The organism is Ferrimonas lipolytica (assembly GCF_012295575.1).
GTDB classification, from domain to species: domain Bacteria; phylum Pseudomonadota; class Gammaproteobacteria; order Enterobacterales; family Shewanellaceae; genus Ferrimonas; species Ferrimonas lipolytica.
Genome location: NZ_CP051180.1, coordinates 4,059,311 through 4,071,462 on the forward strand (window position 1 = coordinate 4,059,311; position 12,152 = coordinate 4,071,462).

Annotated in this window: 11 protein-coding genes; 9 read left to right on the forward strand and 2 right to left on the reverse strand. The window is 50.3% G+C overall.

What is annotated here, in order from left to right; translation table 11 throughout:
* Positions 1-205: 205 nt before the first annotated feature.
* The 6 genes from pepA (at position 206) to HER31_RS18455 (ending at position 6,991) form a co-directional block, all read left to right on the forward strand.
* On the forward strand, positions 206-1,714 hold the full coding sequence (pepA, locus tag HER31_RS18430; RefSeq protein WP_168662915.1) for a leucyl aminopeptidase: 1,509 nt from the start codon (positions 206-208) through the stop codon (positions 1,712-1,714).
* 191 nt (positions 1,715-1,905) lie between these two features.
* Positions 1,906-2,349: a DNA polymerase III subunit chi gene (locus tag HER31_RS18435; RefSeq protein ID WP_168662917.1), complete on the forward strand. Its 444-nt coding sequence runs from the start codon at positions 1,906-1,908 to the stop codon at positions 2,347-2,349.
* 22 nt (positions 2,350-2,371) lie between these two features.
* Positions 2,372-5,233, forward strand: a complete 2,862-nt coding sequence (locus HER31_RS18440; RefSeq protein WP_168662919.1) for a valine--tRNA ligase — start codon at positions 2,372-2,374, stop codon at positions 5,231-5,233.
* Between the two features lie 580 nt (positions 5,234-5,813).
* Positions 5,814-6,302: a Yip1 family protein gene (locus HER31_RS18445; protein ID WP_168662921.1), complete on the forward strand. Its 489-nt coding sequence runs from the start codon at positions 5,814-5,816 to the stop codon at positions 6,300-6,302.
* A complete protein-coding gene (locus tag HER31_RS18450) occupies positions 6,299-6,496 on the forward strand; it encodes a hypothetical protein (RefSeq protein ID WP_168662923.1) in 198 nt (65 codons plus the stop codon). The genes HER31_RS18445 and HER31_RS18450 overlap by 4 nt, the downstream gene beginning before the upstream one ends.
* A 105-nt stretch (positions 6,497-6,601) precedes the next feature.
* Positions 6,602-6,991, forward strand: coding sequence for a hypothetical protein (locus HER31_RS18455; RefSeq protein ID WP_168662925.1), 390 nt, complete (start codon positions 6,602-6,604; stop codon positions 6,989-6,991).
* 60 nt (positions 6,992-7,051) lie between these two features.
* On the opposite strand, the gene hemL is transcribed toward HER31_RS18455, so the two are convergent.
* On the reverse strand, positions 7,052-8,341 hold the full coding sequence (gene hemL, locus HER31_RS18460; protein ID WP_168662927.1) for a glutamate-1-semialdehyde 2,1-aminomutase: 1,290 nt from the start codon (positions 8,339-8,341) through the stop codon (positions 7,052-7,054).
* A gap of 242 nt (positions 8,342-8,583) precedes the next feature.
* The gene (locus tag HER31_RS18465) at positions 8,584-10,254 is read right to left on the reverse strand and encodes a chloride channel protein (protein WP_168662929.1); all 1,671 of its coding nucleotides are present in this window, start codon (positions 10,252-10,254) and stop codon (positions 8,584-8,586) included.
* Positions 10,255-10,311: 57 nt separating this feature from the next.
* Here HER31_RS18465 and HER31_RS18470 point away from each other — a divergent pair, with 57 nt between their 5' ends.
* The 3 genes from HER31_RS18470 to HER31_RS18480 all read left to right on the forward strand — a co-directional run bounded on the left by HER31_RS18470 (position 10,312) and on the right by HER31_RS18480 (position 11,929).
* Entirely contained in the window at positions 10,312-11,034 is a 723-nt protein-coding gene (locus HER31_RS18470) for a DUF6776 family protein (RefSeq protein WP_168662930.1), read from the forward strand.
* A 98-nt stretch (positions 11,035-11,132) separates the two neighbouring features.
* Entirely contained in the window at positions 11,133-11,483 is a 351-nt protein-coding gene (gene erpA / locus HER31_RS18475; protein WP_168662932.1) for an iron-sulfur cluster insertion protein ErpA, read from the forward strand.
* A gap of 254 nt (positions 11,484-11,737) precedes the next feature.
* Positions 11,738-11,929: a hypothetical protein gene (locus tag HER31_RS18480; RefSeq protein WP_168662934.1), complete on the forward strand. Its 192-nt coding sequence runs from the start codon at positions 11,738-11,740 to the stop codon at positions 11,927-11,929.
* The last annotated feature ends 223 nt before the right edge of the window (positions 11,930-12,152 follow it).

Sequence of the window (12,152 nt, forward strand, 5' to 3'; positions counted from 1 at the left end):
ATTTCTCTGGTAACGGGCCGTGTTTTAAGTAGACTGTTTGTTTTAATACCTTTTCAACAGTCGTTACGGGCTGTTATCGTAAGGTTAAGTGCAAAAAGTGTTTATAACAAATGCGAACCTACTATTGGGTTCGTCGCCACTTGGCCAGCAAAAGACGTATTATCTAACAATATTAACGTCATGTCTTTAAGAACAGGGAGATGCCATGGAGTTCAGTGTAAAAAGCGGCAGTCCAGAAAAGCAGCGTAGCGCATGTATTGTAGTTGGCGTATTTGAACCACGTCGACTCTCTGCGGTAGGTGAGCAGCTGGATAAGATCAGTGAAGGCTACATCAGCAACTTACTACGTCGCGGCGATCTAGAAGGAAAGCCAGGGCAGATGCTGTTATTGCATCAAGTACCGAATGTGTTGTCTGAGCGCGTTCTATTGGTAGGTTGCGGCAAAGAGCGTGAGCTCGATGAGCGTCAATACAAGCAGATCATCAGCAAAACCATCAACACCTTGAACGACACCGGTTCAATGGAAGCAGTGTGCTTCTTGACCGAACTGCACGTTAAGGGTCGCGATAGCTACTGGAAGGTTCGTCAAGCTGTAGAGGCAACCAACACCTGCCTGTACACCTTCGATGCGATGAAGTCGAAGAAAGATGAAACCCGTCGTCCGCTGCGCAAGATGGTGTTTAATGTACCAACTCGCCGCGAGCTAGCGATTGGTGAAAAGGCGATCGCTCACGGTATGGCCGTTTCTAATGGCAACAAACTGTGCCGCGACGTTGCCAACATGCCGCCAAACGTATGCAACCCAGCTTACTTGGCTAGCCAAGCGAAACAGATAGCTGAGAAATTCGACAAGCTGCAGGTTCGTACCGTTGGTGAAGAGCAGATGGCAGAGCTAGGCATGAACGCCTACCTTGCTGTTGGCCGTGGTTCTGTTAATGAATCGGTCATGACGGTAATGACCTACAACGGTGCCAGTGACCCTGAACGCAAGCCGATTGTCTTGGTTGGTAAAGGTTTGACCTTCGATTCCGGCGGTATCAGCTTGAAGCCAGGCGAAGGCATGGACGAGATGAAGTACGACATGGGTGGCGCCGCAGGCGTTATCGGTGCCATGCGGGCACTGTGTGAACTCGACTTAGACATCAATGTTGTGGCCATCTTGGCCGGTTGCGAGAACATGCCAAGCAGCAACGCTTACCGTCCTGGTGACATTCTTACTACTATGTCTGGCCAAACCGTCGAAGTGCTGAATACCGATGCGGAAGGTCGTTTAGTCCTGTGTGATGCCCTGACTTATGTTGAACAGTTCGACCCAGAAGTGGTTATCGACACCGCTACCTTAACCGGTGCCTGTGTGGTTGCCCTGGGCAAACACGCCACTGGTATGTTGTCGAATCAAAACAGCTTGGCACACGATCTGGTTGCTGCCGGTGAGTCCTCAGGCGATCGTTGCTGGCGCTTGCCATTATGGGATGATTACGCTGATCAGCTCGACAGCCCATTTGCTGACATGACCAACCTCGGTGGTAAAGGTGCAGGTACCATTACTGCAGCTCTGTTCCTATCAAAGTTTACTAAGAAATACTCTTGGGCACACCTTGATGTAGCAGGCACAGCATGGAACAGCGGTGCAAATAAAGGCTCTACCGGTCGTCCGGTGCCAATCCTAACTCAGTACTTGTTAGGTCGTGCTGGCGAAGCCGATAGCGAATAACTCTCATAGGGTTTATTCATTAAACAAAGGAGCTCATAATGAGCTCCTTTTTTGTGGTTGGCTGTCGTGAACGGTTCGATTACGCTCGCGGTGAAGCAACCCTACGTTGGTATCAGATAATAAATACTCGTAGTTCCGGTTAGGTGTTTTGTGCCGTAACTCGACAACCCTTACTACCGCTTGAGGAACCAATGCCCAAAGCTCTCTTTTATGTGATGACAGCCGCTAATGATGCGGAGCAGTTGGCGTGTGAATTGGCCGCTCGTAGCTACAGCAAAGGCCAAGGAATGGTGATCTATTGCGCTGATCGCAGCCAAGCGGAACGGGTTGATGAGTTGCTGTGGCAATTCGACGCCGAGCGATTCATTCCCCACAATTTAGCCGGTGAGGGCCCACAAGCGGGCGCACCGGTAGTGATTCATTGGCAAGATAGCGATCACAATCGGTTAGAAAATCGACCGCAGTTGCTAAACCTTGCCCCCGAACTGCCCAATTTTGCGGTACAATTCGGACAAATTATCGATTTTGTTCCGGCTGATGATCAGGCTAAGGCGCAGGCGCGAAGAAGATTTGCCGCCGCACGCCAAATGGGACTCGCTACGAGTACCCATGATTTAGCCAGTCAGCCGTTTTAGTTTCTACGAGATATAAGATCCCATGGATAAGACGTACAACCCGCAGTCTATCGAGCAGCGCCACTACCAGCGCTGGGAAAACGCCGGCTACTTTAAGCCACACGGCGACACCAGCAAAGATGCGTACAGCATCATGATCCCGCCGCCAAACGTAACTGGCAGCTTGCACATGGGTCACGCCTTCCAAGATACCATCATGGATACCATGATCCGCTACCAGCGGATGCAGGGTAAAAACACTCTGTGGCAGGTTGGTACCGATCACGCCGGTATTGCTACCCAGATGGTGGTTGAGCGTAAACTTTCTGCCCAGAACATCACTCGCCAAGATCTTGGCCGTGAAACCTTTATCGACAAGGTGTGGGAATGGAAAGAAGAGTCAGGTGGCACCATCACTCAGCAGCTGCGCCGTTTGGGTGCTTCGGTGGATTGGGAGCGCGAGCGCTTTACCATGGATCCGGGCATGTCTGCCGCCACTCAGGAAGTGTTTGTTAGCCTCTATAATGACGACCTTATCTACCGTGGTAAGCGCCTGGTTAACTGGGATCCAAAGCTACACACCGCCATCTCTGATCTGGAAGTAGAAAACAAAGATAAGAAAGGCTTTATGTGGCACTTCCGCTACCCATTAGCGGATGGTGTTACAACTGCTGACGGCAAAGATTACATCGTGGTTGCGACTACTCGTCCAGAAACCATGCTGGGCGATACAGGCGTTGCGGTAAATGCTGAAGATCCACGTTACCAAGATCTGATCGGCAAAGAGCTGATCCTGCCAATCGTGGGTCGTCGTATCCCTATCGTTGCCGATGAGCATGCAGATATGACCAAGGGCACCGGTTGTGTGAAGATCACTCCAGCTCACGACTTCAACGATTACGAAGTTGGTAAGCGTCATGCGCTGCCGATGATCAACGTGTTGACCTTCAATGCCGACATTCGTGATGAAGCCGAAGTACTGGACACCAACGGTGAAGTGTCTGACGTTTACTCTGCTGAACTGCCAGTTAAATACCACGGCATGGAGCGCTTTGCTGCTCGTCGTGCTGTGGTTGCCGAGTTTGAACAACTGGGTCTGCTGGAAGAGATCAAAGATCACGAGCTAACCGTACCTTACGGTGACCGTGGCGGCGTGGTTATCGAACCAATGCTGACCGATCAATGGTACGTACGTGTCGCACCATTGGCCAAGCCAGCGGTTGAAGCGGTTGAGAATGGCGACATCAAGTTTGTGCCGCAGCAATACGAGAACATGTATTTCGCGTGGATGCGCGACGTTCAAGACTGGTGTATCTCTCGTCAGCTGTGGTGGGGTCACCGTATCCCAGCATGGTACGACGAAGCCGGTAAGGTTTACGTTGGTAACAGCGAAGCAGAGGTGCGCGCCAAGCACAGCTTGGGCGAAGACGTTACGCTGGAGCAAGATAACGACGTACTGGATACTTGGTTTTCCTCAGCATTGTGGACCTTCGGCACCCTAGGTTGGCCAGAGAAGACACCAGAGCTGGAAACCTTCCACCCAACCGATGTGTTGGTAACCGGTTTTGATATCATCTTCTTCTGGGTTGCCCGCATGATCATGATGACCATGCACTTCAACAAAGACAAAGAAGGCAAAGCACAGGTACCGTTTAAGACCGTTTACGTAACCGGTTTGATCCGTGATGAACAGGGCGACAAGATGTCTAAGTCCAAGGGCAACGTGCTTGACCCGCTGGATATGATCGACGGCATCGATCTGGAATCACTGGTAACCAAGCGTACCGGCAACATGATGCAACCACAGCTGGCGGCTAAGATTGAGAAGTCTACCCGTAAGCAGTTCCCTGACGGCATCGTACCGCACGGTACCGATGCACTGCGTTTCACCCTTGCTGCTATGGCCTCTACCGGCCGTGACATCAACTGGGACATGAACCGTCTGGAAGGGTACCGTAACTTTACCAACAAACTTTGGAACGCCAGCCGTTACGTGCTGATGAACACCGAAGAGCAGGATTGTGGTAAAGAAGGCGGTGAGCTGGAGCTGAGCCTTGCAGATCGCTGGATCTTGGCACAGTACAACGACACCGTTAAGTCATTGCGCGAAGCGATGGACAGCTACCGTTTCGACATCGCAGCTAACATCGCTTATGAGTTCACTTGGAACCAGTTCTGTGACTGGTACCTAGAGCTTACCAAGCCAGTACTGCAAGGTGGCAATGAAGCACAGCAGCGTGGTACCCGCCATACCTTGTTGACTGTACTGGAAGGCATTCTGCGCCTGATGCACCCATTGATGCCATACATCACTGAAGAGATCTGGCTGACAGTCGCACCGATGATCCGCACTGATGTTGCTGCAGCTGCTAGCGATACCATCATGTTGCAACAGTACCCAGAGTTTACCGAGTCTTTGGTTGATGAAGTCTCTAAGACTGAGCTGGAATGGGTTAAAGAGTTCATTACCGCGGTTCGTAATATCCGTGGCGAGTTGAACGTTGCTCCTTCTAAGCCATTAAACGTGTTGCTGAAGAACGCTAAAGCCGATGAGTTGGCGCGTATCGAAGCTAACCGCTTGATGTTAACCAAGCTGGCTAATCTTGAGTCCATCAGCGTACTGGAAGGTGACGCGCCGATGTCGACCACGCAGTTGATTGGTGAACTTGAGCTGTTGATTCCGATGGCGGGTCTGATTGACGTTGCCGCTGAAGTCGCTCGTATCGACAAACAGATTGGCAAGCTGGCGCAAGAAGCTGAGCGTGTTGAGAAGAAACTGGGTAACCAAGGATTCTTAGCTAAGGCGCCGGAAGCGGTTGTTGTTAAAGAGCAAGCAAAGTTGGATGAAGCCAAGCGCGACATCGCTAAGCTGGAAGAACAGAAAGAGCAGTTGAAAGCGCTGTAAGCGTTATCATCTCTTGTTGAAAAGCGCCACCGCAATTGCGGTGGCGTTTTTTTTGGGCTGAATACCAATTAAGTGTTGTTCTTTCCAAGGCTGTTAAAGCACCGGCTAGGCGATTCGCGATACCAAGGGTAAAGCACTACCGCTATTGATCTTCTGCCGCATTGGAGCAGTTCAGCGAAGCGTTTTGGACTGCGACCTAAGGCAAGGGGAATTCCAAAGGAGGCGAAGCGCCCCCCTAATGCATACAAGAATTGCATACAAGAATTGCATACAAGAATGTGCCGTCGCCACCGCAACATAGTCCTCTAAAAGCACCGAAATCGGTCAAGCCGAAGGCTTAAGATAAACTTCAACAGCTAACTACGACACAGCCATCAATTAGCCGTGTATGCATTGAGCCAAGCGGATTTTCCAAGTTATCAAGAGCTGCCAGCAGACGCAGTGTGCTAATCTGAGCGGCCGTACGCAGCAGGCGCGACCAGTAATTTTATAAGCTAGCTTACTCCTTGTTTTAGTTTGCTTTTTGTACATATTTTTGTTGTGCTAGTGGCTTCATATTGCCACAACACAGGGATTCTTGATGGTCGATCACACTGCCATATCTGACAGCAATACCAGCGAAAATAGCGAACCGCAACAACCTACGAATCCCCCATACCGCACTTTCCCGCGTCAGCCGTGGCTGGCAATGATGTTAGAGCCTCGAATTACCCTTAGAGCTATTTTGGCGAGCGAGAATCCACGTCGTGGTTTCTGGTTGCTGCTGAGTTTGATTGCTATCTCGTCAATTATTGGCAACGCCGCCAATGGTGATATGGCGGGATTGTCTGGTCCAGAGTTGTTTGGAGCGATGTTTGGGGTGCTGCTGCTGATTCCATTGTTGTATGTTCTGATGTACCTATCGGCTTGGGTGCTGCGGTTGGTTGGGCGCTGGTTGGGTGGGGACGGCGAGCTTACCAATATCGTCACTGGCATGGTCTGGTCCCAAGTTCCAACCGTGTTTACCTTGCTGCTCTGTTTGGGATGGAGCTACTGCATAATCCAGACGCCATTACCGAGGCTGGTATGATGAAAGGCATTGCAGTTGTTGGCATCGGTTTAATGCAGATGATGTTTGCTTGCTGGGGCTTAGTACTTGGGGTGGCATCGACGGCAGTAACCCTGAATATCAGCCCAGCTCGGTCGCTGGCGACTCAATTGATCGCCTTTCTGCTCATTCTTATCCCCTTTATTATTATCGGGCTGGCGGCTGGTCAATGGTAAAACCGGCGGTACTTCAGAGTTACTGAGCAAGGACTGATGCAATTCAGCTAATAAAACTGAATATCGTTACTACTATTAGGGAGATACCCGAAATGGAGAGCTCCTATGAAATGCTATGCATCGCTGATTGCCGCGCTGTTGATATCTGGCTGTAGTAACACCATGACACCTGCCGAAGAGTTTCACAGTAATGCCTTACACAGTCAGGTAATGCTGGCTTGCGAAGATAAAAAGGAGGACGAGGCCTGCAGCTTTGGTATGGATCAGAATAACCAAACCGAAGGAGTCTGCATTAGTTATCGTCGTACCCAAATGGTTTGTCATGCCAATAACATCGGCACGCTTAGTGAGGCACCGGCACTGCAACAGGCTTGCAGCGAAAAGACACTGGGAGATAGCTGTGAAATAGCAAAGTCTACTGGTAACAAAGCCCCGGGAACCTGTTTGGTTAATCGCGACGGTAATTTAATGTGTGCTGACGACAAACACCGGTAACCGGCAATGAGATACAAAAACGGCGCTCAATGAGCGCCGTTTTTAATGCCAGTGAATCGCTTACATTGTAGCGATTTTAGCCAGTACGCGATCCGCAGCAGCGATGGTTGCATCGATGTCTTCGTCGCTATGTGCCAGCGACAAGAAGCCTGCTTCAAATGCCGATGGCGCAAGGTTAATGCCTTCTTCCAACATGCCGTGGAAGAACGCTTTGAAGTGATCCATGTTACAAGCAGAAACTTGCTCGAAGTTGGTTACCTGAGCTTCGGTGGTAAAGAAGAAGCCGAACATGCCGCCAACGGTGTTGGTGGTCATCGGTACGCCATTCTTGTCGGCCATCGCTTTAAAACCGTTGATCAGCTTCTCGGTTTTAGCAGTAAGAGCGTCGTACACACCTTCTTGCTGCAGCAGGTTCAGCTGTGCTTTACCGGCAGCCATCGCCACAGGGTTACCAGACAGAGTCCCCGCTTGATATACAGGACCATTTGGAGCCAAGTGTTCCATAACGTCGCGGCGACCGCCGAAGGCACCAACAGGCATGCCACCACCGATAACTTTACCTAAACATACTAGGTCTGGGTTCACGCCGTAGTAACCGTGTGCGCCAGTCAAAGATACGCGGAAACCGGTCATCACTTCATCGATTACCAACAGGGCACCGTGCTCGTCACACAATGCACGCAGGCCTTCAAGGAAGCCTGGTACTGGTGGGATGCAGTTCATGTTGCCAGCAACTGGCTCTAGGATAATGGCGGCAATCTCGCCCTTGTTTGACTCAAACAGCTCTTTAACAGAGTCCAGTTTGTTGTAGTCAGCGGTTAGGGTGTGCTTAGCAAAATCCGCAGGAACACCTGGTGAGGTTGGCTCACCGAAGGTCAGCATGCCAGAACCGGCTTTTACCAATAGGCAGTCAGCGTGGCCGTGGTAGCAGCCTTCAAATTTGATGAACTTGTCACGACCAGTGAAACCACGTGCCAAACGCAGTGCCGACATGGTTGCTTCAGTACCAGAGTTAACCATACGAACCTGATCAACACATGGCAGGATATCGGCAACCAGATCAGCCATTTCAACTTCAGATGCGGTAGGAGCACCGAAAGACAGGCCTTTGTCCACTGCCGCTAGAACTGCTTTGCGGATCTCAGGGTGGTTATGACCGAGAATCATCGGTCCCCAAGAACCTACGTAGTCGATGTATTTTTTACCATCAACGTCAAACAGGTAAGCGCCGTCAGCACTGTCGATGAATACTGGAGTACCGCCCACACCTTTAAAGGCACGAACTGGTGAGTTTACGCCACCAGGGATGGTCTGCTGGGCTTGTTCAAACAGGGTTTCGGAACGGTTCATGGTTCTCCTTGCCTTCCAAAAGTGACTGGCGGGGCTCGCCGCGGCCAGTGGCTGATGAGATTAAGCCGCTGTTAAGCGGCGTTAATAAGTATACGGTAGCGTGACAATAGTCCGCTTGCCATCACCAACATAGTGGTGACAGTAAAATTTGGTATTTCAATGCGTCAGCAGGGTGTCATTTTGTGACTATCTGGTGCAAGCGCAACGATCACAGCTTGTTGATCTGATATCAACAAATGGTGCTAATCATGGCTGTTTCGGGCAAAACTGTGCAACATCGACCAGCTGATCAAGCCAATAGGGCAGCTGTGATCGCCATGATAGACATAAACCATACCGCGTCGTTTGGGCGACAACAGCTGGTAAACCTCAGCTAAGGTGGCGTGATCAGGAACCCCGTCGATGTCACTACGGTCGATGGGGCAGTTATCGGCATCGGTAAAGTCTGAGTGGAGATTGATTAAGGTTTGCCCTTGCTTCGTAGCCATCAACAGGTGGCTATTTGGTGCAGATTTAAGTAACTCCAACTGCTCCGACTCAGGTGTGTCAGGCCGTACCGCGACCAAATCGGTATGCATTAGTGCCAGTACGCCCGTTTTCGCTAGGGCGTTTTCTACTGGACGAACTCGGTATCCGAGCCCCATTACATCCAATTGCCGTAAAAATATTTGCTTAGCACCAAGGCCAAGGTGAGCCAGCAGTAGAGCAGGAACAGTGATCAACAGGAACGGCAAAATCACCGTAGCGTTATTGGTTAACTCAACCAGAGCGACGAGCCCCGCCAAAGGCGCATTTAGGCATACCGCCATCATGGCAGTCATGCCAAGCGCACTGTAGATCCCAAGGTATTCGGTGATGCTGGGTAACAGTGGTGAAAACAGCAAGCAAAGGGTGCCGCCGAGCAGGGCGCCGATGCCATACATGGGGCCAATTATTCCGCCGGGAATACCAAGGCCGATCGCGGCAATAGACAACGCCATCTTTGCAACCAATAGGGTTGCCAGTAACAGTACGCTACTGTCGGCTACGTGAGACAGAGCGACTACATGGTGCTCGCCGCCCATAGCTTCTGGGATAGCAAAGCCGATGATGGCGGTGATCAATCCCGCCGCCATTAAGCGGATTAACAGCGGGTAGCCAGAGCTGACCTCGTTGGTACGCAATAATAGACGGCTAAAGAGTGCAGCAACCACCCCTAAGATCAGCCCAAACAACACTAAAGTGGGGTAATACTCTAGTGGCATTTGTGGCAGTTCGAGGCTGCTATATAAATGAACGTCGCCAAACACTAATCTGCTGCCTAATGAGGCGGTCATTGCGGCGATGGTTATCGGCAAGAAATAGTGCAGTTTGTATTCGCGGAGAACCACCTCAAGCACAAACAACACCCCTGCCAAGGGGGTATTGAAAATCGCCGAGATCCCAGCAGCAACGCCGCAAGATGAGAGAATGCGAGTAGTATTGTCAGGCAAAGACCAGCGCTTGGTTATCATGGTGGCGGCACTCGCACCGATGTGAACCGCCGGACCTTCACGCCCAACCGAAAAGCCAGTGATTAATGCCAAAACGGCGGTTACGAATTGATTAAAGCCTGACCCCAGAGGAATACGACCATAATGTTTGTGGATTCGGTGGATAACGAAGGCGATACCGGTACGACGATAGTGGCGGTGACTGACATAGATCATGGCTGCAATCGCAGCGGCGCCAGAAATTGGCAAAGCCACTCGCATCCATTGCGGCAGCTGGGTAAAATCCTCAGCGCCCAGCCACATTAGATCCTGCAATTTTAGGACTGAAAGCTGAAAAATGATAATAAGTCCGCTGGCAATGACGCCGACCAACAGCCCGAGCAAACAGAGTTGCACACTAAGGCGAGCAGAAGAGAGGCGGTATTTATAATCAGCAATCATGTCTTTTCGTAGGCAAGCTGTATTAGTCCAAGTTTATCATAGAGATGTCATTAACTGATGAAGCATATTTGGAAACAACTTTATCCCAACGCATGGATACAATTGGCGTTGCTTCTGTGCGCTGTTGTAATTGGCTGCGTTGTTATGGTGCCAGAGCTGGTGCAGCAACAAAGTAAAATTGAGCAGCTGTTAGATGAAAAACAACGATTAACTGTGGCTAATGCCGTCTTGGAGCGACAGCAGAACACTACTGCATTAGAGCTGAAACTTGAGCAGCAAAGCCAACAAGAAACCACGGCAGCACTGACACAGCAGCGCTTAAAAATGGACGAGTTGGAAAAAGAGTTAGCGTTTTACCGCAGTATTATGGCTCCGGAAACCATAGTCGACGGGGTGGTGATCCATGACTTTGTGCTCGATGAAACCACCGAAATTCGCCGTTTTCGGTTTCAATTGGTGCTAACTCAGCAAAAGGTGCGTAAACGCTACGCCAAAGGCTTTGTCGAAATCAGCGTCGACGGCAGCCAAGAGGGTAAACCTATGACCTTAGATCTGATTGAATTGAGCGAGCTGGAGCCTAAGCCTCGGTTTTCGTTTCGCTACTTTCAGCAGTTTGAGGGAGAGTTTGTGTTGCCACCAAGCTTTGTGCCTGAGCGCATTCGCGTCAACGTAACTGGCACCAGTCGTAAGGCCAAAAACGAAAACACCTACCCATTTGCGGATCTGGTCAGCATCAGTAGCCTGCTCAATTTGCAAGGGGAAACCCAGTTCGCAGAATAATGGTGTAATCTGGCTAATTACAAAATGTGCTTGGTATGATACTTGAACGGATTACTCAGGTATTAGATAATCGCTGAGTCTAAAATTGAGAGGTATACATGACTGCAGTCGCTGAACAAGCTCTGCCGATCGAATTCTCCGATGCCGCAGCGGCAAAGGTGAAAACCCTGTTGGCAGAAGAAGAAAACCCAGAATTGAAATTGCGTGTTTACGTAACTGGCGGCGGTTGTTCCGGTTTCCAGTACGGCTTTACCTTTGATGAGAAGGCCAATGACGGCGACATGACTGTGGTTAAAGAGGGTGTAACCTTGCTGGTAGACCCGATGAGTCTGCAATACTTAGTCGGTGGTATTGTTGATTACACTGAAGGGCTGGAAGGCAGCCGTTTCTTTGTTAACAACCCCAATGCAACCACTACCTGTGGCTGTGGCGCATCGTTCTCAGTCTAAATGGATTGAATCGAGCGTGCTCAAAGCTCACTAAAAGCCGCCTTACGGCGGTTTTTTTGTGTCCACAGTTCAATAGTCACAGCAAAGAATAAGTCGTCATTTATTCTCTTCACTTCTTTCGCTCTGCCCTCTCTCCAATGCTTAGCCTCTACTTTTAACTGTGGTTAAAAAGGGAAGGACTACCAGCCCAACTGCAGCAATCGTGCGGTGGGGACTTTCACTCAGTACTGCTTGGCGTTCATGCCAGGTTGCCTGTGTTGAAGCGAACGCTGTTTGAGATTGGGGTGGAGTTTCCTGCCTATCAAGCCTCTAAAGAGATAGTTAGTCAACTGGGTGGGATCCCGGCAACGCCTATTATGTTGAAAGCTGGAAACGACGGTCGTTTCCGTCGTCACTTCCGTGGTTTTACCGATGCGGATAGCTTGCAACCGCTACTGTGTAGTTAGCTGCTAGTTGGCCAAGACGACAACCCAAAGAGATTAACGCCGCTGAGTTTCAGCGGCGTTTTTGGTGGTTTCGATTAAATATCAATCTTAACTGCAGCCTGCGGGGGGTGGCGTTATCTGTATTGCCGCGACTGTAATCTGCGCAAGTTGTCACATATTTAAGCTGAAAGCGTACGCCGATCACATTATCATCTCGGGCATAACTAGAAAATGACGTTCCCAA